This is a genomic window from Actinomadura sp. DC4 (assembly GCF_030406325.1).
Lineage (GTDB): Bacteria > Actinomycetota > Actinomycetes > Streptosporangiales > Streptosporangiaceae > Actinoallomurus.
Genome location: NZ_JAUEQY010000040.1, coordinates 22316 through 44896 on the forward strand (window position 1 = coordinate 22316; position 22581 = coordinate 44896).

At 72.5% G+C, this 22581-nt stretch carries 23 protein-coding genes; 11 read left to right on the forward strand and 12 right to left on the reverse strand.

Annotation, left to right across the window (positions count from 1 at the left end; genetic code table 11):
- Nucleotides 1-3 precede the first annotated feature (3 nt).
- From QWU11_RS41555 to QWU11_RS41565, 3 genes are all read right to left on the reverse strand, one after another.
- Nucleotides 4-387 carry a VOC family protein gene (locus QWU11_RS41555; RefSeq protein ID WP_290120081.1) on the reverse strand — a complete coding sequence of 128 codons (384 nt, stop codon included), beginning with the start codon at nt 385-387 and terminating at the stop codon, nt 4-6.
- A 79-nt stretch (nt 388-466) separates the two neighbouring features.
- Nucleotides 467-1309 carry an alpha/beta hydrolase gene (locus QWU11_RS41560; RefSeq protein ID WP_290120082.1) on the reverse strand — a complete coding sequence of 281 codons (843 nt, stop codon included), beginning with the start codon at nt 1307-1309 and terminating at the stop codon, nt 467-469.
- Nucleotides 1310-1911: 602 nt separating this feature from the next.
- Nucleotides 1912-2349, reverse strand: a complete 438-nt coding sequence (locus QWU11_RS41565) for a hypothetical protein (protein WP_290120083.1) — start codon at nt 2347-2349, stop codon at nt 1912-1914.
- Between the two features lie 681 nt (nt 2350-3030).
- On the opposite strand from QWU11_RS41565, the gene QWU11_RS41570 reads away from it, so the two are divergent.
- Nucleotides 3031-3519, forward strand: coding sequence for a nucleotide disphospho-sugar-binding domain-containing protein (locus QWU11_RS41570; protein ID WP_290120084.1), 489 nt, complete (start codon nt 3031-3033; stop codon nt 3517-3519).
- Nucleotides 3520-3524: 5 nt separating this feature from the next.
- Here QWU11_RS41570 and QWU11_RS41575 read toward each other — a convergent pair whose 3' ends face one another.
- Together QWU11_RS41575 and QWU11_RS41580 are read right to left on the reverse strand one after the other, a co-directional pair.
- Nucleotides 3525-4547 carry an aminotransferase class V-fold PLP-dependent enzyme gene (locus QWU11_RS41575; protein WP_290120085.1) on the reverse strand — a complete coding sequence of 341 codons (1023 nt, stop codon included), beginning with the start codon at nt 4545-4547 and terminating at the stop codon, nt 3525-3527.
- Nucleotides 4544-5932 carry an MFS transporter gene (locus tag QWU11_RS41580; RefSeq protein WP_290120086.1) on the reverse strand — a complete coding sequence of 463 codons (1389 nt, stop codon included), beginning with the start codon at nt 5930-5932 and terminating at the stop codon, nt 4544-4546. The genes QWU11_RS41575 and QWU11_RS41580 overlap by 4 nt, the downstream gene beginning before the upstream one ends.
- 265 nt (nt 5933-6197) lie before the next feature.
- Here QWU11_RS41580 and QWU11_RS41585 point away from each other — a divergent pair, with 265 nt between their 5' ends.
- Genes QWU11_RS41585 through QWU11_RS41595 form a run of 3 tightly spaced genes read left to right on the forward strand, consistent with a single transcriptional unit; the run spans nt 6198 to nt 8505 of the window.
- Nucleotides 6198-7127, forward strand: a complete 930-nt coding sequence (locus tag QWU11_RS41585; protein WP_290120087.1) for a DUF6282 family protein — start codon at nt 6198-6200, stop codon at nt 7125-7127.
- On the forward strand, nt 7124-7891 hold the full coding sequence (locus QWU11_RS41590; RefSeq protein ID WP_290120088.1) for an NAD(P)-dependent oxidoreductase: 768 nt from the start codon (nt 7124-7126) through the stop codon (nt 7889-7891). Before QWU11_RS41585 ends, QWU11_RS41590 begins: the two co-directional genes overlap by 4 nt.
- The gene (locus QWU11_RS41595; RefSeq protein ID WP_290120089.1) at nt 7888-8505 is read left to right on the forward strand and encodes a GntR family transcriptional regulator; all 618 of its coding nucleotides are present in this window, start codon (nt 7888-7890) and stop codon (nt 8503-8505) included. Before QWU11_RS41590 ends, QWU11_RS41595 begins: the two co-directional genes overlap by 4 nt.
- An 8-nt stretch (nt 8506-8513) precedes the next feature.
- Here QWU11_RS41595 and QWU11_RS41600 read toward each other — a convergent pair whose 3' ends face one another.
- Nucleotides 8514-9146 (reverse strand): class I SAM-dependent methyltransferase, encoded by a 633-nt coding sequence (locus QWU11_RS41600; RefSeq protein WP_290120090.1) that lies wholly within the window; start codon nt 9144-9146, stop codon nt 8514-8516.
- Between the two features lie 56 nt (nt 9147-9202).
- On the opposite strand from QWU11_RS41600, the gene QWU11_RS41605 reads away from it, so the two are divergent.
- A complete protein-coding gene (locus QWU11_RS41605) occupies nt 9203-9808 on the forward strand; it encodes a TetR/AcrR family transcriptional regulator (protein ID WP_290120091.1) in 606 nt (201 codons plus the stop codon).
- Nucleotides 9809-9910: 102 nt separating this feature from the next.
- Here QWU11_RS41605 and QWU11_RS41610 read toward each other — a convergent pair whose 3' ends face one another.
- Both QWU11_RS41610 and QWU11_RS41615 read right to left on the reverse strand, forming a co-directional pair.
- On the reverse strand, nt 9911-12832 hold the full coding sequence (locus QWU11_RS41610; RefSeq protein WP_290120092.1) for a glycoside hydrolase family 48 protein: 2922 nt from the start codon (nt 12830-12832) through the stop codon (nt 9911-9913).
- Nucleotides 12833-12876: 44 nt separating this feature from the next.
- Nucleotides 12877-13872, reverse strand: coding sequence for a LacI family DNA-binding transcriptional regulator (locus tag QWU11_RS41615; protein ID WP_290120093.1), 996 nt, complete (start codon nt 13870-13872; stop codon nt 12877-12879).
- Nucleotides 13873-14194: 322 nt separating this feature from the next.
- On the opposite strand from QWU11_RS41615, the gene QWU11_RS41620 reads away from it, so the two are divergent.
- On the forward strand, nt 14195-14590 hold the full coding sequence (locus tag QWU11_RS41620) for an RNA-binding S4 domain-containing protein (RefSeq protein ID WP_290120094.1): 396 nt from the start codon (nt 14195-14197) through the stop codon (nt 14588-14590).
- Between the two features lie 105 nt (nt 14591-14695).
- Here QWU11_RS41620 and QWU11_RS41625 read toward each other — a convergent pair whose 3' ends face one another.
- Together QWU11_RS41625 and QWU11_RS41630 are read right to left on the reverse strand one after the other, a co-directional pair.
- Nucleotides 14696-15085, reverse strand: coding sequence for a MerR family transcriptional regulator (locus QWU11_RS41625; RefSeq protein ID WP_290120095.1), 390 nt, complete (start codon nt 15083-15085; stop codon nt 14696-14698).
- Complete coding sequence (locus QWU11_RS41630; protein WP_290120096.1) at nt 15086-16105, reverse strand: NADP-dependent oxidoreductase; 1020 nt, start codon at nt 16103-16105, stop codon at nt 15086-15088.
- Between the two features lie 180 nt (nt 16106-16285).
- Here QWU11_RS41630 and QWU11_RS41635 point away from each other — a divergent pair, with 180 nt between their 5' ends.
- Both QWU11_RS41635 and QWU11_RS41640 read left to right on the forward strand, forming a co-directional pair.
- The gene (locus tag QWU11_RS41635; protein WP_290120097.1) at nt 16286-16825 is read left to right on the forward strand and encodes a hypothetical protein; all 540 of its coding nucleotides are present in this window, start codon (nt 16286-16288) and stop codon (nt 16823-16825) included.
- 17 nt (nt 16826-16842) lie between these two features.
- Nucleotides 16843-17214: a VOC family protein gene (locus QWU11_RS41640; protein ID WP_290120098.1), complete on the forward strand. Its 372-nt coding sequence runs from the start codon at nt 16843-16845 to the stop codon at nt 17212-17214.
- A 4-nt stretch (nt 17215-17218) separates the two neighbouring features.
- Here the strand turns inward: QWU11_RS41640 and QWU11_RS41645 are convergent, their stop codons facing one another.
- The gene (locus tag QWU11_RS41645; protein ID WP_290120099.1) at nt 17219-18085 is read right to left on the reverse strand and encodes an AraC family transcriptional regulator; all 867 of its coding nucleotides are present in this window, start codon (nt 18083-18085) and stop codon (nt 17219-17221) included.
- Between the two features lie 152 nt (nt 18086-18237).
- On the opposite strand from QWU11_RS41645, the gene QWU11_RS41650 reads away from it, so the two are divergent.
- The 3 genes from QWU11_RS41650 (at nt 18238) to QWU11_RS41660 (ending at nt 21694) form a co-directional block, all read left to right on the forward strand.
- Nucleotides 18238-19317 (forward strand): aldo/keto reductase, encoded by a 1080-nt coding sequence (locus QWU11_RS41650; protein WP_290120100.1) that lies wholly within the window; start codon nt 18238-18240, stop codon nt 19315-19317.
- Between the two features lie 84 nt (nt 19318-19401).
- Nucleotides 19402-20931, forward strand: a complete 1530-nt coding sequence (locus QWU11_RS41655) for an alpha/beta fold hydrolase (RefSeq protein WP_290120101.1) — start codon at nt 19402-19404, stop codon at nt 20929-20931.
- A gap of 19 nt (nt 20932-20950) precedes the next feature.
- The gene (locus tag QWU11_RS41660) at nt 20951-21694 is read left to right on the forward strand and encodes a class I SAM-dependent methyltransferase (RefSeq protein ID WP_290120102.1); all 744 of its coding nucleotides are present in this window, start codon (nt 20951-20953) and stop codon (nt 21692-21694) included.
- Here the strand turns inward: QWU11_RS41660 and QWU11_RS41665 are convergent.
- On the reverse strand, nt 21658-22350 hold the full coding sequence (locus QWU11_RS41665) for an RraA family protein (RefSeq protein ID WP_290120103.1): 693 nt from the start codon (nt 22348-22350) through the stop codon (nt 21658-21660). The two genes, QWU11_RS41660 and QWU11_RS41665, sit on opposite strands and share 37 nt — an antisense overlap.
- Nucleotides 22351-22581: the final 231 nt, after the last annotated feature.

Below are 22581 nucleotides of genomic sequence, written 5' to 3' on the forward strand. Positions count from 1 at the left end.
GGCTCAGGACCGGACGAACGGCGGCCTGAACACCCCGAAGTGGTTGCCCGCCGGATCGAGCAGGTGCGCGAACGTCACCCCGACCGGGTTGACCTCCGGCCCGCGCTGCACCTTGCCGCCCGCCATTTCGACCCGCCGGCACGTGGCCTCGACGTCCTCCACCAGAATGGTGAAGACCGCGTAATTGGGCGTCTCTCCCTTTGTCGCGAAAAGCCCGCCGTGCAGCCCGTCGGCGTCGCCCGTGGTGAACATCTGGTACGCCAGATCGGTGCTCTTCGTGGCGTCATGGGAGACCGTCCAGCCGAACACGTCACCGTAGAACCGTTTCGCGGCCGCCGGGTCGTCAGTGCCGATCTCGAACCAGCCGATGCCGTTGAATGCAGGCATTGTTCTCCCTCTCGTGTCGCGCCGGGCGTGCCCGGCCCACCCACTCTGGAGGGCGGCGGCGACAACCCCCTGTCGGTATTTACGCGGAGCCGTTCCGGCGGCTCTCCACGAGCCAGGGCAGGAGCCTGGGCAGGACGTCGAGCGCGCTGAAGTGCGACCCGCCCGGGTGGAGGATCAGCCTGGCGCCCGGGATGCGCTCGCCGAGCCAGGCGGCGTGGCCCGCCGGGGAGAACCGGTCCTCGGCGCCGTGCCAGACCAGCGTGGGCCGGGAGATCGTGCCCGGGTCGAATCCCCAGGGCGTCACCAGGGCGATCACGTCGTCGACCCAGCCGGCCGCCGACGACCGCAGTCCCTCGGCGAAGTTGCTGACCAGCAGACGGCGGATGCCGACGTCTCCGATGATCTTCCGATCGGCGTCGGTGAGCTCGTCCAGGAGTCCGGCGAGGTGCGAACCCGGGTCCTCCCTGATCCGTTCGGCGGCCGGGCCGAGACGCCCGGCGACCACACTGACGCTGCGCCGCGCCGCGGAGAACTCCGCGACGTTCGACGCCGTCATGCCCGCGAACCAGTCGAGCCCGTCCGCTCCGTGCGGCGCCAGCGGAACCAGGGCCGCCGCCTTGGTCACCCGCCCGGGGAGCAACGCCGCGCAGGCCAGGGCGTGCGGTCCGCCGCCGGAACGCCCGAGAACGGCGAACCGCCGCAGCCCGAGCGCGTCCGCGATGGCCGCCACATCCGCGGCGGCGTCGGCCACCGTCCGCCCGGACTTGCGATCCGACTCGCCGTAGCCGGGCCGGTCGAAGGCGATCAGGCGGACGCCGGACTGGTAGAGGACGATCGGCCGCGGCCGTGGGCCCAGCCGGCAGCCGGGCGTCCCGTGCAGGAGGAAGACCGGACGCCCCTTCGGCTCTCCGCTCTCTTCCACCGCCAGTTTCCTGCCGTCAGCCGCGATCACCACTCGTGCCAACGCCGACTCCCACCCCATAGCGCAAGCCCCACATTCAGGATTTTCGCAAAGATTCCCGGCTGTGGGCGCCGCGGGATCGCCCTAATCTTCGGGGCCGCGGCGGGGGTGGTCTCCGTGGTGCTCAACGGGCCGACGAGGCCACTGCCTTTACATTGTAGATTTTTTAGAGGGCGATGATCGGCCGGCCGCCGACGCGCAGCCGTGGGGCGCGTGGGTGTGGACGCAGGCCCGTCTCATGGCCCGGTGGACGTGCTCTCGACATACGTCGATGAAGCAGATGGGATCCCAGTCGACGCGCTCTGTCTTGCCCGCGTTGATGGTCCTCACAGGTTTCTTGTTCTTATCCATCAAGACGACTTACGCCCTGTTGATTTCGGTTCCGTCGCCCGCGCCGCCGGCGCGCCTGTGGACAGCGCCGCCCCGAGAGCGAGAGCGACCACAGAAGCCAACGCGCCCCCGGGCCGTGACGTTCGACCTACGCATGATCGAATCCTTTCTCTGTGCTTGGACCGGACTCAGCCAAGCAGCGACCGGATTCAGGTCGGCTTCAGCGCATTCGTTCAGCGGGCGAGGATCGACCGGCCGCCGAAGCGCGGCTGCAGGTCTTCCTGGATCTTCGTGGCGCTGGCCGTCACCAGCCGTACGGTCTCGGCGAGGACGGTCTCGTTCACCGTCTCACCGAAGAGGGAGTACTCGAACTCCAGCGTCGCGGCGTCGGTCTCGCCCTCGGTGAAGAAGCTCAGCGCGCCGAACAGGAAGTTCCCGCCGTTCACCGCGACGTGCCGGGTGACCTCCGGGGTGAGGCCCAGGTCGACCAGCACCGGGGCGCGGACGTTGACCCGGCCCCCTCCCCCGAGGCCGTCCGTCACCTCCACGAAGACGACGGTCTTCTCGAACGGGACGACGACGGCGCCGTGCCGATTGGCGTATGCACCCGTGAACTGGCCTTTTACCCACTCGAAGCACTTCGTTCGTAGTGAATCGGTGAACTCAGACATGACTCATTTTTCTCACCGCAGTCAGCACGCGGCATCATTCATGCGTCGTAGACGGCATACGCCACTGCCAGGGCCGGAATACGGCTGTTTCGGGAGAGGCCGCCGGCGCACCGCGGGCGGGCGAAATGCAGGGACGTCCCGCTCCCCGCATTTCCAGGTTATAGCGCACCCGGGGAGCTTGCGGCAGGACCCGGGTCGTGCCGCATGATTGCCGACCGAAAGGCGAAAAGGCACGGAAACGGGGGACGTGAATGCGGGTGCTGTTGTCGACGTGGGGGTCGCGCGGGGACGTCGAGCCGCTGGCGAGACTCGCGGCGCGGTTGCGGGAACTCGGCGCGGAGGCCCGGGTGTGCGCGCCGCCGGACGAGGAGTTCGCGGCGCTGCTGGCGCGGGCCGGCGTGCCACTGGTGCCGATGGGCCCCTCGGTGCGTTCGGTGGTCGCCGGTGAGAGGCCGCCCTCGGCGCAGGACGCGTTCCGGCTCGCTCCCGAGCTGGTCGCCGCGCGGTTCGAGACGCTCACCGCGGCGGCCGAGGGATGTGACGCGCTGCCGGCGACCGGCCTGTTGCCGGCCGGCGCGCCGGACGTGGCCGAGAGGCCGGGCATCCCCTATGTGTTCGCCTGCTTCCCCACCGCCGGGCTGCCGTCGCGGCGCTTCCCGCCGGGGGCCCGGCCGGGCAAGCATGGCCGCGCACGCTCCGGAGGGCATCGCACGGGCGGCCGTCGAGGCGGGCCGCGCGCTCGGCCGCCGCGTACTCCTGGCCGATGGCTGGGCCGGGCCGGCCGCGGTCGACGACCGGGACGACTGCCTCGTCGTCGGCGAGGTCGACCAGCAGGCGCTGTTCCCCCGGGTGGCCGCGGTCGTGCACCACGGCGGCGCCGGCACCACCACGACGGCCGCCCTCGCCGGCGCGCCCCAGGTCGTGGTGCCCCGGATCGTGGACCAGCCGCGCCGGGCCGCCCGGGTGGCCGAGCCGGGCATCGGCGCGGCGCACGACGAGCCGGCCCCGACCGCCGGCTCCCTGTCCTCCGCGCTCAGGACGGCCCTGGCACCCGAGACCCGGACGCGGGCGCGGGCCGTGGCCGCCACGACCCGCACCGTTGGGACGGCCGTCGCCGCGAGACTGCTGCTCGAGGCGGCCCGCCGTGAGAGGCCGCCCGTGCCCGCGTGAGATCCCTACGTCGAAAGCGCGGTCAGCGCCGCGTCGACGTCGGCCTCCGTCGTGTAGAGGTGGAACGCGGCCCGCAGGCGCCCGTCGCGTACGACCGCCCGGATGCCCGCCGCCTCCAGGCGGCGTGCGGCGTCCGGCACGTCGACGCTCACGATCGCGCTGCCGGTCGGCGGCCGGCCGAGGCCCTCCAGGAAACGACCGGCGAGCGCCACGTCGTGGGAGTGGATCTCATCGACGCCGATGTCGTTCAGCAGTTCCAGCGACGGCACCGCGCCGACGTAGGAGAACCACGCGGGCGAGATGTCGAAGCGCCGGGCCGAGGCGGCCAGCCGCAGCGGCGGGCCGAAGTAGGCGTGCTCCTCCCCCGCGTACCAGCCGGCCGCGCTCGGGCGGATCCACTCACGGGCGGCGGGGGCGATGTAACAGAAGGCGGCGCCGCGCGGGGCCATGAGCCACTTGTACGCGGCGCAGGCCAGCACGTCGAAGCGGGTCGCGTCCACCGGCAGCCAGCCGGCCGCCTGGGTCGCGTCGGCCACGACCAGCGCGCCGTTCGTGCGGGCCGCCGCCACGATGTCGTCGACCGGGGCGATCTCGCCGGTCGCCGACTGCACGATGCTGAAGGCCACCACCGTCGTACGGGAGTCGATCGCGTCGGCGAGGCGGTCCGGCGGCACGGTGCGTACGTTCAGGTCCTGGACCAGCCAGGGGAAAAGGTTCGACGTGAACTCGATGTCGGGCACGAGGACGTTCGCGCCGGCGGGCAGCGAAGCCGCCACCGGGGCCAGCAGCTCCGAGACCGCGGAGCCCACGGCGACGTCGTCCGGACCGGCCCCGACCAGCCGCGCGAACGCCGCGCGGGCCAGGCCCGTGGAGGCGTCCCACGCCATCCAGGGGGACGCGCCCCGCCGCCACTCGTCCAGGGCGCGGGACACCGCGTCCACGGTGGTCCGCGGTGGAAGGCCATAGCTCGCGGTGTTGAGCCAGCCCGGCTCGACCTGCCAGAGATGTAGGGCTTCGCGCAGTTTCACCTATTAAGTCTGCCGCTCCGCGCGGTCGCGGAAACGTTCGCCGGTCCGGCGGCCGTCTCGAAGTCGGCGTCGCGTGTCTCCGGGCCGATCAGCGCTCCGACGAGGATGAGGACGCCGCCCAGGACGAGCAGCACGACCGGGGTGTCCTCGTACGGGATGAGGTGTCCCAGCCAGTCCTGGTAGTAGGCGTAACCGGCCGTCACCAGCAGCGGGAGGCTGTACCCCATGCCGAAGCCGCTGCCGCGGACCGCGGCGGGGAAGCGCTCGCAGATGTAGGAGGGCGTGACCGCGAACATGCTGGCGCCGCTGATCCGGATGAGCAGGGTGAGCACGAACACGAGCGGCACGCCGGACCACGGCCCGCTCCTGGGCCATGAGGCGAGGAACGCGAATGCCGCCGCGCAGACCACGCCGACGCTCAACCCGCAGGCGATGAAGAACGTCCGGCGGCCGATCCGGTCGGTCAGCGCGCCGATCAGCGGGAAGCACAGAGTGTGGACGAACTGCGCGACCACGAGCACCCCGGTGACCTCGGTGGCGGTCAGCGTCGTCTGCGTGCCGAGCAGGGACGGCAGCAGCCCGGAGGCCATGTTGGAGGCGAACCAGACGCCGGCCATCAGCACGAACACCTGCCAGAAGCTGCGCCGCGCCGAGCCGAACAGCACCGTCTTCACCGGGTCGGCGCGCTTGGCCCTGCGGGCGGAGGCGAGCCAGACCTCCGACTCGCGCACCGTACGGGAGTAGTAGAGGAGGAAGACGACGCCGATGACCGCGCCCGCCGCGAACGGCACGCGCCAGCCCCACTCCGCGTACGCCGAGGTCGGCCCGCCGGCCGGGGCGATGTGCAGCATCGCGTAGCTCAGCAGGGAGATCGCGCAGTACGAGAGCGGGAACCCGATGCTGACCAGGCTCCCGTACAGGCCGCGCCGTCCGGGCGGGGCGATCTCCATGGCGAGCGGGATCGCGCCGGTGTACTCACCGCCGAGGAAGATCCCGTCGACGAACCGCAGCAGGATCATCAGCGCGACCGCCCACAGGCCGAGCTGCGCGTGGCCCGGCAGGACGGCGATGACGCCGGTGGTGGCCGCGCACCCCGCGACCGACAGCAGCGTCACCCGCCGGCGGCCGACACGGTCCGCGAGCCTGCCGAAGATCAGCGAACCTAGTGGCCGGCCGATCAGCGTCGACACGAAGACGGCCGCCGTGATGATCGCCCTGGTCCCCGAGGGGACGGAGGCCGGGACGAAGTAGGGCAGGGCGGGGGTCAGCGCGATGGTCGGCAGGTAGACGTCGAACATGTCGACGAAGAAGCCGAACGCCCCGCCGATCACCGCGGCTCTGCGCTGGGCGGTGTCGGGGGCGGCGGCGTGCGCGGTCGAGGTCATGGGTGGCACCAGTCCGGAGCTCGCGTGAGGGGGTCGCCGGGAGGCGAGGCGTGCTCCATTTTGTTGACAATCGTGTGGCCAATCGTGGGGGGATGAACGGCGGCTGTCAAGGGATCACCTCACCCACCTGCCACTTCGTCGGCCCGTACGAGCGGCGTGATCCGTTGCCCGCATTGCGCCGTCGCGACTACGGTGACTAGATTGTCGACATTATTGATGCACATCCGGGTCTCCGATCGGCCTCCCGGGCCGGAAAGACGCCACCATGACGAATGCTCCTTCTGCTCCCTCCGATCGGGCCCGCGCCCTCGTCGAGGGCGCGTACGACACGCACGTCCACGTGGCCCCCGACGTGATGAAGCGCCGCATCGACGACGTCGATCTGGCCCGCAGGTTCGCCGACGTCGGGATGGCGGGCTTCGTGCTGAAGTCCCACTACGTGCCGACCGCCGAGCGGGCGGCGGTCGTCCGCAAGGTGGTGCCGGGCGTACGGGCACTGGGGGCGATCACGCTCAACGGCTCGGTCGGCGGCCTGAACCCCTCGGCGGTGGAGATCGCCGGGCGGCAGGACGCGCGCGTGGTCTGGATGCCGACCGTGGACAGCCGCAACCAGCGGGACAGCCGCGCGTCGGATCCGCCGGGTGCCAAGCCGCCGATGTGGGCGGCGCTCCAGGACGACCTGCGCGCCGCCGGGATCGAGCCGCCCGCGGTCGAGGTGGTCGACGGCGAGGGCGCCGTCACCCCCGCCGTACGCGACGTGCTGACGGTCGTGGCCGCGCACGGCATGACGCTGGCCACCGGCCACCTCAACGCGGAGGAGATCGTCGCGGTCGCCGACGCGGCGTTCGAGGCGGGCGTACGCTGTGTCGTCGTGACGCACCCGGAGTTCACCTCCCAGCGGCTCCCCGTTGACGTGCAACGCCGGCTCGCCGACCGCGGCGCGCTGCTGGAACGGTGCTTCACCACCCCGCACACCGGCAAGGTCTCCTGGCGGCGGCTCCTCGACACCATCCGGGCGGTCGGGCCCGCGCACTCGGTGCTCTCCAGCGACCTGGGCCAGCCGTTCAACCCGCCGGTCGAGGACGGCCTCGCGCTCATGGCCGACACGCTGCTGGAGGACGGTTTCGGCGAGGAGGAGATCCGCGCGATGGCGGTCGCGAACTCCGTCCGGGTCGCCGGCGAGGACCCCCGGTGACGGCCGGGCTCTGCGTCGCGGTCCTGGGCCTGGGCGAGGCCGGCGGCGCGATCGCCCGCGACCTGGCCGGGGCGGGCGTGCGGGTGCGCGCGTACGACCCGCTGCCCAAGCGGATGGACGGCCTGGTCGCGTGCGCGGACGAGGCCGACGCGGCGCGCGGCGCTGGCCTCGTTCTCAGTGTGAACAGTGCCAAGGCCGCCGAGGACGCACTGCGCGCCGGTCTTCCGGGGCTGGGCGAGGGCGCGGTGTGGGCCGACCTGAACACCGGGGCGCCCGCGCTCAAGCGCCGGCTCGGCGAGCTGGCCGGCGACGCCTTCGCCGACGTCTCGCTCATGGCGCCCGTACCGGGCAAGGGGCTGCACACGCCGATGCTGGTGTCCGGCCCGGCCGCCCGCGCGTACGCCGGCCTGCTGAGTCCGGTGGGCGCGCGGGTCACCGTGCTCGACGGGCCGGCCGGTGAGGCGGCCACCCGCAAGCTGCTGCGCAGCGTGTTCTTCAAGGGCATGGCGGCGTCGGTGGTGGAGGCACTGTACGCCGCCCGCGCGGCCGGCCTCGAGGACTGGATGCGCGCGCACATCGCCGAGGAGCTGACCGCCGCCGACGCGGCCTTCGCCGAACGCCTGGAGACCGGCAGCCACCGCCACGCGGCGCGCCGGGCCGAGGAGATGCGCGCGGCGGCCGAGCTGCTCACCGAGCTGGACGTGCCACCGAGGATCAGCGAGGCGAGCCGCGCGTGGCTGGCCCAGCTCGACGGAGCCCCGTGACCGGCGGCGTCCTGGCCGCGATCCGCGACGCGATCGTCCGTGGCGAGTTCGCGCCGAACCAGCGGCTGGTGGAGGCGGACCTGTCCGAACGGTTCGGCGCGAGCCGCAGCGGCGTACGCTCGGCGCTGTTCGAGCTGGCCAACGAGGGCCTGGTCGAACGCGTGCAGAACCGCGGCGCCCGGGTCCGCGCCGTCACGCTGGACGAGGCGATCGAGATCTCCGAGGTCCGCATGGTGGTGGAGGGGCTGTGCGCGGCCAAGGCCGCCGAGCGCGTCACCGCCGAGGAGATCACCGAGCTACGCGGCCTGGGCACGGCGATGCGAACGGCCGTCGCCGACGGGCACGTCCTGCGCTACTCCGAGCTGAACCAGACGCTGCACGGGCGCATCCTGCGGATCGGCGGCCAGTCGGCCGCCGCCGGGGTACTGGAGCGCCTGCGCGCGCAGAACGTACGCCACCAGTACCGCCTCGCCCTGCTGCCGGGCCGCCCCGGCGTCTCGCTCGGCGAGCACCTGGCGATCATCGACGAGATCTGCGCCCGAGCCCCGGACGCCGCCGAACGCGCCGCCCGCCGCCACCTGCTGAGCGTCATCGCCGCACTGAAGACCGCCTGACCTGGGACTTACGCGCGGCAGCTGATCTCCATGCCGTCCTCCACGGGGAAGGCGACGCTGACGTAGCCGTTCGCCGGGTCGCGGACGTGGTCGAGGTAGCCGGCCATGGCGGACATGCCGATGTCGTCGGCGACGACCAGCGCACCCGGCGCGAGTCGTGGTTCGAGCGAGCGCAGGACCGGCAGGCACAGGTCCTTCCAGCCGTCGAGCAGCACGAAGCCGATCGGACCGGCGATTTCGGCGAGAGTCTCGCGCGCGTCGCCGGGCAGGACGGTGGCCACCCCGCCGAGCCCGGCCTCGTCCAGGTTGGCCCGCGCGGCGGCGACCTTGGCCGCGCTCATCTCGGTGCCGTAGACCCGGCCGGCGCCGTTGTCCGCGACCGCGGCGGCCAGGTAGATCGTGGAGATCCCGAACGAGGTGCCGAACTCCACGGCCGTCCCGGGCCGTGCGGCCCGGACCAGGGCGTACAGCAACTCGCCGCCTTGCCGGGAGATCGGCAGGTAGAGGCCCTCCCGCGCGTCGGCGAGCTCCTGCGCGGTGCCGGTGGCGCGGGAGACCGGCCGCTCTTCGTCGAGAGCCGCCTCGGCGAACAGCCGGTCGAGGGTGTCGTGAACCTTTTGTGCGTGCAGTGATGCGGGCATGATCTGTAGGCTAGACGCGACGTTGCGTCTTGTCTAGCTCCGCTAGGGTGGTCCGCATGGGTTCTGACGGGGGCGTCGCCGCTCCTTCGGCCGGCCACCACGGCAACCGGCACGGACGCAGCGAGCAGGCCCGCCGGGCCGTGCTGGAGGCCGCCGACGACCTGCTGGTCGAGCGCGGTTTCGCGGGCGTGACCATCGAGGGCATCGCCGCCCGCGCGGGCGTGGCCAAGCAGACCATCTACCGCTGGTGGCCGTCCAAGGTCGACATCTTGATGGACGCGTTCGTGGACGACATGGTCCAGCACCTGACCCCGCCCGACCAGGGTGACCTGGGCCGGGAGCTGCGTACCCACCTGAGCCGGCTGGCCCGCTTCCTGACCGGATCCGACCCGGGCGCGGTGTTCCGCGCGCTCGCCGGGCTGGCCCAGCACGACCCGGAGATGGCGGCCCGTTTCCGTACCGAATGCCTGGTCCACCAGCGAGCGCTGGACCGCCTGCCGATCGAGCGGGCCATCGCACGCGGCGAGCTGCCGCCGGACACCGACGTCGAACTCGCCGTCGACCGCCTCGTCGGCCCCGTCCACTACCGCGCCCTGGTCACCGGTGACCCGCTCCCCCGCGCCTTCACCGACGCACTCGTCGACCGGTTCCTCGCCGGCTGACGCGGCTCGAAGCCCGCCCGCTCGGCGAGGACCGGCCGGGACTTCGGGATGGGGCCCCGGGGGCGCGGAGAGCGCTCCGTCGCGCCCCCGGGACCGGCTCGGTCACTGGTCGAAGAGCTGTCCGTACGTCGCCATCGCCATCGCGATGTCGGACTGAGCCCAGAAGCGGTGGTAGGTGAACGTCGGCGCGGCCCCGCCGTTCAGGTAGCTCTGCACCTTCGACCAGCTCGGGTCCTGCTTGTACCAGGACCGGATGGACAGGAACGTCGCGGTGGAATCGATCTTGTCGCCGTCCGGCATGGTGCCGGTCCAGCCCGACGGGACGTACACGCCGTCGTGGTTGGTGTTGGAGGTGCTGTACGCCTGGGTGAAGCGGTTGTAGTCGGTCCTGGTCTCCGGCACCGAGACGCCGATGCCGTCCTGGTCGCCGGTCCACATGTCATCCAGCAGCGTCTTGGCCGTGGACCTGGCGGTCGCGTCGCCGGACTTGGCGGCGTAGTAGGCCAGTGTCTTGGCGTACGCCGCGGTCACGCCGACGTCGTTCGTGTAGTCGGCGATCGTGACGTGCAGGCCGCTGTTGGCGCCGGGGCTGGTGGCGTTCCAGGTGTCGGGCTGGCCGCTCCAGTGCAGCGTGGAGGGGATCTGGTAGGTCCCGTCCGGGTTCAGGGTGGTGTTGGCGGTCGCCCACGTCACCCACTTGTCGAGCAGGGCCTTGGCCGCGGTGTCGCCGCTGACGTAGTAGTACTCGGCGACGCGCTCCATCGACCACGCCTGGAAGCCGAACCACTGGTTGCTCGGCGGGTCGTGGTAGACCGGCTGCCAGTCGTAGGCCATGCCGTAGAAGGTCGGGTCGCCGGACGGCGGAGTCCCGTACGCGCCGCTCCAGCTGTTGGTCGCCCCGCCGGCGATGGCGCCCTCGGAGGACTGCAGCCACCGGTAGAACTCGAGCTGCCGCGCCAGGCTCTTCTTCCAGTCGTCCACGCCGGTCGCCGACTTCGGCCGCATCGCGGCGTCGTTGACCAGCGCGTACGCGGCGAGCGGGTTCTGGTAGCCCGAGTGGGACGCGCTGTCGCCGATGCGCCAGGCCCAGCCCGCGTTCGTGTCGGTCGCGCCGCCCCAGGCGTAGTACCAGGAGAGCAGGTAGTGCGCGCTGTCCTTGCCGGTGCCGGCCGGGCAGCTCGGGCTCGTGCAGCCGCCGATCTTCTTGAAGTACTTGTCGAAGAAGGAGTACCGCAGGTAGTCGCCCATCTTCCCGGCCTTGGCCACGGTGGTGGCCACGTCCGCGGTCTTGCCCTGCGCCTTGGCCCAGGTGTCCGCCCAGTACGCCGCCTGGATGGCGCGCGCGTCGGCGTCCGGGGCGTCGGTGTACTTCCACTGCTTGGCGTAGGAGGAGTCCTTCACGAACAGGTCCAGGTAGCCGTTCGTACCGCCGTAGGCGAACTTGTCGCAGGTCGGCTGCGGGATCGTCTCCCAGACCGACTCCTGCGGGCCGCGCTGGTAGCTGTTGATGTAGGAGGGCGCCTTTGTGGCCGGCCCGTTCTCGCAGCCGCCGCCCGGGGCGTCGCCGTAGCCGTAGACGTTGTCGACGTCCTGCAGCCAGTGCATGCCGTACACGTCGTCGGTGCCGTACGCGGACTTCAGCTCGGCCGCGATCGGGTCCTGGCCGACGGCGACGCCGGTGTCGAGCTGTGAGGGGTACTGCTCGGGCAGGTCGTGCTCCGGCGCGTACGTCGCCGGCTTGCCCGCGTCGTAGAAGGAGTTGGTCGGCTGGTCGGCGTGGGTCGGGATCATGTACTTCTCCATGAGCGCCCACGCGTCGTTGAACCTGCTCCAGTCGCCGGTGACCTTCCCGTACACCGCCTGCATCCAGATCAGGTAGCTGTACGCCTCGGAGGTGGTCTCATGGCCCTGGTCCGGCGCCTCGACCATGAGCGTCTCGACCGAGTGGTACGGGATGCCCTCCTTGCTGAAGTAGCCGCTGGCCGGGTCTGTGATCTTGTTGTAGAGGCTGAGGAACCGCTCCTCGTACGCGCCGTTCGACTTGGTCTCGGTCACGGTGACGGTCGCGGTCTCATAGCCCGTGGCCTTGGCGGTGAAGACGGCCGCGCCGGTGCCGGAGGCGTCCGCGGTGATCGTGACGTTCTGCGCGGTGGACCAGTTCGCCGGGGTGAAGGTCAGCGTGCCGCCGCCGGTGACCGACAGGCCGGTGTTGCCGCTCGCCCGCGCGACGGTGACGGTGACGTCGCCCGAGGGCCGGCCGGACGGCTTCACGCCGAACGTCCCGGTCTTGCCCTGCTGGACGGCGAGCGTCGCAGGGCTCGCGACGATCGCGGGCCCGCTGGCGACGTGCACGCCGACGGGCGTCGACTCGGCGGTGGCGCCCTGGCCGTCGTAGGCCTTGGCGTAGAGGGAGTAGTCGCCGGCCGGGACGTTCGTCCAGCTCGCGGCGTACGGCGCCGAGGTGTCGGTGCCGAGCAGCGTGGTGTCGCTGTAGAACTCCACCTTGCTGATCGAGGCGCCGTCCGCCGCCGAGGCCGTGGCGGCGAGCGGGATCGTGGCGCCGGAGGAGTAGGTCGCGCCCGCGGCCGGGCTGGTCAGCGCGACCGTCGGTGCCTGGTGCGCGCCGGTGCAGGTCGTGCCGTTGAGCGAGAACGAGGCCGGGGCGGTGTTGGTGCCGCTGTAGGTGAAGTTCGCGCCGAGGCTGGTCGTGGCGCCCGTGGCGAGCGTGCCGTTCCAGCTCACGTTGGTGATGGTGACGTCCTTGGCGGACTGGGTCCAGTTACCGCTCCAGCCCTGGGTGAGCTGCTGGTTCCCGGTGTAGGAGTACTTCAGCGTCCAGCCGTTGATCGCCGGGCCGAGGTTGGTCAGCGTGAGGTTCACGCTGAAGCCGGACCCCCAGTCGTTGGCCGAGTAGTCGACCTTGCACTGGACGTCGGCGGCGTGCGCGCCCGGTGCGGCGACGAGCGCGCCGGCCAGGAGTGTCAGGGCGACCAGGAACGGCCGCCATCGGGGGCGTCTCTTCATGGTGATCTCCTCTGGCGGGGGGCTGCCGGCCGACGCGGGCCGGGTCACGCGGAGTCGCGGATGATCAACTTCGTGTCGAGGACGACGTTCCGGTCGGGCGCCCCGGCGATCCGGCCGAGCAGCTCCCGCGCCATCCGCGCGCCCATCTCCTCGATGGGCCGCCGGACCGTGGTGAGCCGTGGCCGTACGCGGCCCGCGATCGGCGCGTCGTCGAACCCGACGACCGCGACGTCTTCCGGCACCCGCCGTCCCGTACGGCGCAGCGCCCGCAGGGCGCCCACCGCCATCTGATCGGAGGCGGCGAGGACGGCGTCGATGTCCGGGCGGCGGTCGAGCAACCGGTTCATCGCGTGCTCCCCCGACGCCTGCCGCAGGTCGCCGTACGTGATGAGCCCGGCGGTGGCCACGCCGTACTCCGCGACCGCCGCCCGGTAGCCGGCCAGCCGGTCGACCCCGGCGGCCCGGTCGGGCGGCCCGGCGATGGTGCCGATCGCCCGCCGGCCGGACCGGGCGAGGTAGTCCACCGCCGTACGGGCGCCGCCGCGGTCGTCGGCGTCGACGTAGGGCAGCGGCGTCGCCTCGAGCGGGCGGCCGCCGAGCAGCACCGGGATCCCGGCCTGACGGAGCACCGCGCACGGCGCGTCGTGCGCGCTGATCAGCAGGACCCCGTCGGCGTGGCCGCCGCGCAGGTAGCGGGGCACCGTGGTCCAGCGGCCGTTCCGTCCGATCACCATCACGACGAGCTCGCGTTCGTCGCCGAGCTCGCGGCGTACGCCGCCGAGTAGACGGGCGAAGGAGTCGTCGGTGAACACGCGGGCGTCGTCCTCACAGATCACCGCGGCGATCGAGCGCCCGTGCGGCGCGGCGCGGTGCCGTACGTAACCGAGGCTCTGGACGGCCCGTTCGACCCGCGCGCGGGCGCGCTGGCTGACGCGTGCGCTGCCGTTGATGACGCGCGAGGCGGTGGCGGGCGAGACCCCGGCGAGGGTCGCGACGTCGGCGAGTGTCGGCGCCGCATCCGGAGGCGTGGCGAGGTCCATCAAGGCGAGGACTCCCTTCGGGCACATGGCTCGGCTGGCGGGCTGTGGGAGCGCTCCCACACCATCCAAGGCATTAGGACGCGTGTCAATAGGAGTGTGTCGCCTGTGTAAACCGCGTGTTACCGTCCGGGTGCCACCGCCCCGATGATCAGCTCTTCGACCAGCGCGGACGCGTGAGACTCAGGCCCGGTGACGGGGTGGAGCCGCCGTGAAAGGACCGTGAAAGGAAAACGTGGCCTGTACCGGTCGTGAGCTGCGCGTACGTCTCCAGGGGACGCCTTAATGGGAGGTCCTCCGTGAAGGGGCGCGTTAGGGTCGGAGCATGGCGGTGGACGAGGGCACGGTACGTGTCGATGTGTGGATCTGGTCCGTACGGCTGGTGAAGACTCGCTCCCTGGCCACCGCCGCCTGTCGCGCCGGTCACGTCCGCGTGAACGACGAGCGCGCCAAGCCGGCGTCCGTCGTCCGGGCCGGCGACACGGTACGGCTGCGCTACGAGGGACGCGAGCGGATCGTCGAGGTGCGGCGCGTCGTGCGCAAGCGGATCGGGGCGGCGGTCGCGCAGGAGTGCCTCATCGACAACAGCCCGCCGCCACCGCCGCGCGAGAGCCTGGTCCCGATCGCCCGCCGCGAGCGCGGGGCGGGCCGTCCCACCAAGCGCGAGCGCCGCGAGCTGGAACGTCTCCTCAGCTCACGGTACGGCGTGCGCCCACGCTGAACCTCAGCGCGAGCCGACGCCGATCCAGGGCACCCCAATGCGCTCCGCGCGAGGCTCTCGCGGAGCACGGTCAGACGCTCGATCCCGGCGAGCCGGCGCAGGGCCTCAGCGCGAGCCGGCGACGATCGGTGGCATCTCGATGCGCTCCGCCAAGCTCTCGCGGAGCGCGGTCAGGCGGCCGATCTCGGCGTCGAGCGCGGCGAGGCGCCGCCGGGCCACGCCCGTCGCCTGGGCGCAGGCGCCCGGCCCGCCGTACGGCGGCAGCGTGTCGTCCTCCAGCAGATCGAGGCGCTCCGCGCAGCCCTGCAGGTCGGCGACGGTCAGGCCGAGCGAGAGGAGCTCGCGGATGACGCGGACCCGTGCCACCTCCCGCGCGCCGTACTCCCGCTGGCCGGTGGCCGTGCGACGCAGCGGCTGCAGCAGCCCGTTCTGCTCATAGAAGCGCAGCGCGCGCGGTGTCGTCCCCGCCGCTGCCGCCGCGTCACCGATCCGCATTCAGTCCTCCAGCGTCACCACGACGGTCCCCGCATGCCGTCCGCTCATCATGTCGTGCAACGCCTGCGGCGCGTGTTCGATGCCCGCGACGCGGACATGGGGGAAGGTGATCTCGCCGGAGCGCAGCCACCCGCCGAAGTGCTCCAGCCACTCCTTCTCCGTCTCCGGATCGCCCATGCCGCTGTAGCCGGTCAGCCGGATCCGCTTGACGATGAGCCGGAAGGAGTCCAGCTCGACCGGGGCCGTGGTGCCGGCGCCCCGGGCCGCGAGCTGCCCCGACAGCGCTCCGACCAGCACGAACCGCGCTTCCGGGCGTGCCACGGCCACGGCCGCCTGGAGATCCTCGCCGCCGACGTTGTCGAAGAACACGTCGATGCCCTCCGGCGCGGCCTCGGCGAGCCGGCCGGCGAGCGGTCCCGCGCCGCGGACCACGACCGCGTCGTAGCCGAACTCGGCGACCATCCGCTCGGCCTTCTCCGGCGAACCGGTGCTGCCGATCACGCGACTCGCGCCGAGCAGCCGGGCGATCTGCCCGGCGAGCGACCCGACCGAGCCCGCGCCGCCGGAGACGAACACCACGTCACCGGGCCGTACCCGCGCGGCCCGGGTCAGCGCGCCATAGGCCGTACGCCCCTGCGCGAGGTGGGCGACCGGGTCGGGCAGGTCACCGGTCAGCCGTACGCACGTGGCGACGGCCGGCGTCGCGTACTCGCGCCACCCCAGCCAGTGGGAGACGAGGTCACCGGGGTTCAGCTCGCTGTCGGCGGGCGCGGTGACGACCTCGCCGATGGCCGGCCCGAACAGGGTGTCGCCCGGTGACAGGCCGGGCAGCGGGGCGCCCTCGATGCTTCCGCCGAGCAGCGTGCGCAGCGCGGTGAAGACGTGGAAGTAACGGTTCCGTACGAGCGCCTCGCCCGGTCCGGGCACGGGCGGCGGTGTCTCTACGACCTCGAAGTCCTGCGGGGTCGGCACTCCATCGGGTACGGCGACGAGGCGCACTTCACGGGCGGAGTCCGGCATTGGACGCTCCTCCAAGGGGAGTCGACGGCATGGCGGCGAGACGGTAACCCCTGACCCGTACGTCAGCTGCAAGCCCGCAGCCGTGAATGCCGGGTGGCGTGGCGTCGCGACATTGTCTAGATAAGTCTCGACGCCGCCCTCCGCTCCCCCTCCTCCGGCGCGCAGCTCGTCGCCGCGGAGTTGCTCTGCCGTAACGCGATCAAGCTCGATCCCTGCCAGTCCCTCCACTGGCCCCGCTCGGTCGAGGGCCGCTGGATCCCCGCGGCCGGGCGCAGGACCAAGCTGCTCGTCATCGAGGCACTCGTCGTCATGACCCTCAGCGGTCCGGCCAACGAGAGCGCGTTGCGGTCGATCGCCGCGCGCCTCTACAGCATCTGGAGGGACGAGCCCGCGCCCGAGGCGCGCGGGTGCATCGGCAAGATGATCAGTGCGCTCATGGAGCGACTCGAAAAGCTGCCCTACAAGGAGTTCATGCAGGGCAACAGCACCGTCACGCTCGGCCAGCTCGAGGAGGCCGCCGACAGCTCCGGCGTGAATCCCGATGGCTACCTCGACCATCTGTCGACCGAGCTCGCCGATGATCTCAGGGAATGGGCGGCCACCTGTTCCGGGAGACACCGGGGCCACGGCCGTCTCGCGACGGCGGAGCACGGGGCGCATGAGGACGACGAGACGCTCGCGGTCCGTACGTTCGACCGGCTCCGCGGGCATCCGGCCTGACCTCTGCCATCACGGCCATGGCGTCTCGCTTCTACCAACTCGTCGTCGACTCCCACGACCCCGGCGCGCTGGCCGAGTTCTGGGCCGCCGTGCTCGGTCAGACGGCCCTCTACCGGTCCGGCGACGAGGTGATCGTCGGGGCGGACGAGCACAGCTACCCCGGTCTCTGCTTCGTGCTCGTGCCCGGCGGCAGGGTGGTCAAGAACCGGCTGCACACCGACCTGGACCCCGACGGCCAGGAGGCCGAGGTCGAGGGCGAACGGATCATCGGGCTCGGGGCGCGGCGGGCCGACGTCGGTCAGGGTGACGGCGTCTCCTGGGTCGTTCTCGCCGACCCCGAGGGCAATGAGTTCTGCGTGCTCGCCCCGCACCGCTCTCTCGTCGCGTGACGGCTCAGGCCGTCGCGCCGCGGAGGCGCTCGGCGTCGCGGCCCGGCGGGACGCCGAACTGCCGGCGGTACTCCCGGCTGAACTGCGACGTGCTCTCGTAGCCGACCAGGTACCCGACGGTCGCCACGTCGTGGGTGCGGTCGACCAGCAGCAGCCGCGCCTCGTGCAGGCGGATCCGCTTCTGGTACTGGACCGGGGTCATCGCGGTGACCGTACGAAAGTGCCGGTGGAAGGAGGTCGGGCTCATCCGGGCCAGCTCGGCGAGCCGCTCGATCCGCAGGGTCTCGGTGTGGTGCTCGCGGATCCAGCGGATCGCCCGGCCGACGTGGGTGAGGCTGCTGTCGGCGAGGCCGATCTGGCGCACCATCGCGCCCTGCGGGCCGGTGACCAGGCGCCAGAGGATCTCTCTTTTGATCATCGGGGCGAGGACCGGCACGTCGTCCGGGCGGTCGAGCAGCCGCAGCAGCCGTACGAAGGCGTCGAGGAGCTCGGCCGGCGCGTGGCTCACCGTGATGCCCGGGTGGGTGACGCCGCGGCGGTCGCCACTCTCCGTCTCGAGCAGCAGGTCCGCGATCGCCGCCGGTGAGAGCTCCAGGCCGACGCCGAGGAACGGCTCCGCGGGGCTCGCCCGGGTGAAGTTCCCGGTGACCGGGAGGTCGACCGAGACCGCCAGATACTGACCGGCGCCGTACTCATAGGTCCGGTCCCCCAGGACCGCGCACTTGGCGCCCTGCGCCACGAGCGCCACCACGGGGCCGGTCAGCAGCGGCGTCGGCGCGGTCACCCGGTCGACCACGGACAGCAGGAGACCGTCGATCGGCGGCTCCCCGCGCCAGGAGCCGATCAGCGTACGGAGCTCGTCGAGGGACACGCCGTCCAGTCTGCGGGCCCCGCCGCCGTGAGCACAAGCCGAGAATGGCAGGATCGTGCACTCCCCCGACCGGATCGGACGCGCGATCCGGCAGGTCACAGCGGTTGACTGAGGAGGTCGGTAAAACCCCTGTCGCTCTGGAGCGCATTGATATGGCACTGGATTCCTACGTCACCCTCGGCCGCTCCGGGCTGCGCGTCAGCCCGTTCTGCCTCGGCGCGATGACCTTCGGCGACGAAGACGGCCTCGGCTCCGGCGTCGCGGAGTCAGAACGGATCCTGCGGACCTACCTCGACCGCGGCGGCAACTTCGTCGACACCGCGAACTTCTACACGAACGGCCACTCGGAGAAGATCCTCGGCGACTTCTTCGCCCGCGAGCCGGGGCGGCGCGACCGCGTCGTGCTGGCCACGAAGTTCTTCGGCAACCTCCACCTCGGCGACCCCAACGGCGGCGGGGCGGGCCGCAAGGCCATCATCGACCAGCTGGAGGACTCGCTGCGGCGGCTGCGGACCGACTACGTCGACCTGTACTGGCTGCACAACCACGACCGGACGACGCCGGTCGAGGAGACCCTGCGCGCGCTCGACGACCTCGTGACCGCGGGAAAGATCCGCTACGTCGGCTTCTCCAACACCCCGGCATGGTTCACCGCGCAGGCGCACACGACCGCGCTGCTGCGCGGCTGGACGCCGGTGACCGCGCTGCAGGTGGAGTACTCGCTGCTGGAGCGGACCGTCGAGGGCGAGATCGTCCCGCTCGCGCAGGACGCCGGCATGGCCGTCCTGCCCTGGAGCCCGCTGCGGAACGGCTTCCTGTCCGGCAGGTACACCCGGCACGGCGGACGGCCCGGCGACGTACGCCGCGCGACCGCCGTGGGCACGCCGACCGAGGCCGAGTACGACGTGATCGACGTCCTGGCCAAGGTCGCCGAGGAGGCGGGCGTGAGCTCGGCCGCGGTCGCGCTGGCCTGGCTGCGGACCCGCCCGGCGGTCACCTCCGTGCTCGTCGGCCCGCGCCGGCTCGCCCACCTGGAGGACAACCTCGCGGGCCTGGAGGTGACCCTCACCACCGAGCAGGTCGACGCGCTCGACGAGGTGTCGGCGCCCGCGCTGAACTACCCGGCCGAGGTCAACCGCCGGTCCGCGTCGATGCTGATGTACGGGGGCGCCACCGTCGACGGCGCGAAGAGCGTGGTCTACCCGCCCCTGCTGGAGAACGCCCGCTACTGATCCGGGCCGATATCCGGCTTCCCCCGCGCCGGGGCGCCGTCCTCCTCGATCATGGATCTCTCTTCGATCGGCAAAGGACGCGGTGTGGGAGACGATCGGCGTACGTTCCGGGTCGTCGCGGTGGTGGCCGCCGTGGTGTTCGCCCTGGCCGGGGCGGCCGGCCTGGCGACGGCCGACCGCGGCGTCCAGCGGCGGTCCGCCGTGGTGTCCGGGGTGCCGGTGGAGGTGGTCCGGCCCGCGAGCGCGGCGGGCAGGCTGCCCGGTGTGGTGGTCGCCCACGGCCTCGCCGCCAGCCGGCAGCTCATGCGGGGGTTCGCCGACACCCTGGCGCGCCGGGGGTACGCGGTGGAGCTGGTCGACCTGGCCGGCCACGGCGCGAACACCGAGCACCTGGGAGACGGAGCGGTCTCCGACGCGCGGCTCGACCGTGACCTGGACGTCGCCGTCGGCCACCTGCGGGCGATGCCGTTCGTGGACGGCGGGCGGATCGGCCTGCTCGGTCACTCGATGGGCGCCGCCGCCGTCGTCCGGTACGCCACCGCGCACCCGGACATCCGCTCCACGGTGGCGATCTCCCAAGGGCCGATGTCGCTGCCCGCCTCCGTGTCGCGCCCCCGTGACCTGCTCCTGCTCGCCGGCGGCCTGGAGTTCACCGGCTACCGCGACGGCGCCGCCGAGGCGCTGCGGGCCGCCTACCCGCGGGGGCGCACCGGGGTGACGTACGGCGATCCGCGGGCCGGGACCGCCCGCCGGGCCGTCCTGGTCGGCGGCGTCGAACACGTCAGCGTCCTGTTCGACCCGGTCACCCATCGCGAGGCCGGCGCCTGGTTCGACGCGGCCCTGGACAACGGTGGCCGCGGGACCGGCGTCCACCCCCTGCGGCGCGCCGTGCCGGCACTGCTGCTGCACCTGGCGGCGCTGCTGAGCTTCGGCGCGATCGCCTCCGCCGTGCTGGGCCGGCCGCCGGGGGCGGAGCGGCGGCCTCTCCCGGTCGGGCTCGCGCTCGGCATCCCGGCGGGCGCGGTCCTGGCGGCCGTGGCCGCGACGGCGGTGATCCCGCGAGGGTGGCTGCCGCTCGCGGTCGCCGGGCCGGTCGCCGGGTACTTCGCCGTCATCGGCGCGGGGACGCTCGCCGCCGTACGGCTGACCGGGCGTGCCATCGCTCCTCGCGGCGAGTGGCGGTCGCGGACGGCAGTGGCCGCGATGGTCCTGGTGGTGCTGACGGCGCTGTCGTTCGCCGTCCCGGCGCAGCTCGGCTGGGCCCACGCGATCCCCGTCGGCCCGCGCGCCTGGGTGCTCCTGCCGATCGCGGCGTGCGCCGCGCTGTTCTTCGCCGGAGTCGAGGCGCTGTGCGGCGGGCACGGCAGGCGCACCGCCATCTTGATCCACGCCTGGACGGCGGCGGGGGCGGTGGCCGGCCTCGGCGCCGCCGTCGTTCTCGGCACGGCCTCCTCGTTCGTGCTCCTGGTGGCGCCCCTGCTCGCCGCGCTGCTGGTCTGGCAGGGCGTCCAGGCCAATGCCCTGCGCGCGCTCCGTGCCCCGGCGTGGCTGACCGCGGTCGTCGGCGGCGTCCTGCTCGCCTGGCCCATCGCCGTCACGATGCCGATCGGCTGACCGCGGATAGAGTCGCCCGATGCCCGACGCGCTGTTCGCCCATCCTCGCCTCGCGCCTCTCTACGACGCCTTCGACGGCGACCGCGACGACCTGGCCGCCTACGTCGGCATCGCGGACGAACTGGGCGCGGACCGCGTGCTGGACGTGGGGTGCGGGACGGGAAGCCTGGCGGTCCTGCTCGCGGAGCGCGGCCGTACGGTCGTGGGCGTGGACCCGGCCGCGGCGTCCCTGGAGATCGCGCGGGCGAAGGACCGTACGGGAAGGGTCACCTGGATCCACGGCGACGCGACGGCCGTGCCGGCGCTCGGCGCCGACCTCGCGGTGATGACGGGCAACGTGGCGCAGGTCTTCCTCACCGACGAGGACTGGACGCGGACCCTCCGATGCGTCCACGCCGCGCTCGCGCCCCACGGTCACCTGGTGTTCGAGACCAGGCGCCCTGAGCGCCGGGCCTGGGAGGAGTGGGACACCGAGGACCGGATCGACCTGCCGGAACCGGTGGAGCGGCGCCTGAGGGTGACCGGCGTCGGCCTCCCGCTCGTCTCCTTCCGCTGCACCTACCGGTTCGCGGCGGACGGCGCGATGCTCACCTCCGAGTCGACCCTGCGGTTCCGCGAGCGCGAGGAGGTCGAGTCGAGCCTGGCCGCGTCGGGCTTCCGTGTGCTCGACGTACGCGAGGCGCCCGACCGGCCGGGCCGGGAGTTCGTCTTCGTCGCCGGGCGCGGCTACTCCTCGATGGCCCCGCCGATCCGGCGGAGGTGACGGCGGAAGGTGTAGGCCGGGTCGGCGGCGCGCCGCGCCAGGTAGTCGTCGAAGGACGTCTGACGGCGCAGCGTCTCGCCCGCGCGGATCTTGCGGGCCTGTTCGCGTTCGGTCGCCGCGATCGCGCGGGCCGTCTCCAGGAGCTCCTCCGCCCGGTCGGCGGCCACGAACAGCACGCCGTCCGCGTCCGCGAAAACGACGTCGTCCCCGCTCACCACGTGCGGGCCGAAGCGTGCCGTGGCCAGGGCCTCCGGCTCGCGCTCGTCCACCCGTACGGGGCCCGGCGGATAGGCGCCGTAGCTGAACACCGGCAGGCCGATCTCCACGATCTCCGGCGTGTCGCGGTGGAGTCCCCACACCACGAGACCCGCTACGCCCGCGGCACCGGCCTCCAGCACCGCCAGGTCGCCGACGCACGCCTCGTCCGTACGGCCCCCGTTGTCGACGACCAGCACGTCGCCCGGTTCCGCTCCGGTGAAGGCCTCCAGGAAGACGTCCACGCTGCCGTAGTGCCGCGCCGGCAGGGCGCGGCCCGCCAGCCGGTGGCCCGGGACGACCGGGGTGACGCCCGCAGGCGCGGCGCGCAGCGGCACGCCGTGCCGCACGCACGCGTCGGCGACGAGCGGCGTGGACAGATCGGCGAAGGACTTCAGCATCGGCGGCCTCTCCCCGTACGGACGAACGAATGAAGCCAGGCCAGAATGCCATTCCCCATTAATTTGGTAGGAAATATTGACTATGTGCATGGGCCGTGTTTGCATGCCGGTATGCGCGCTCGGCCCGCCCTCATCCGCCGGCGGCACGTGGACCTCGTCCGGGTCACGGCCGCCCGCTGTCGCATCTGACGCATTTCCCGTCGCCCCGTCCTGAGAGCAGCCCGGCCCACT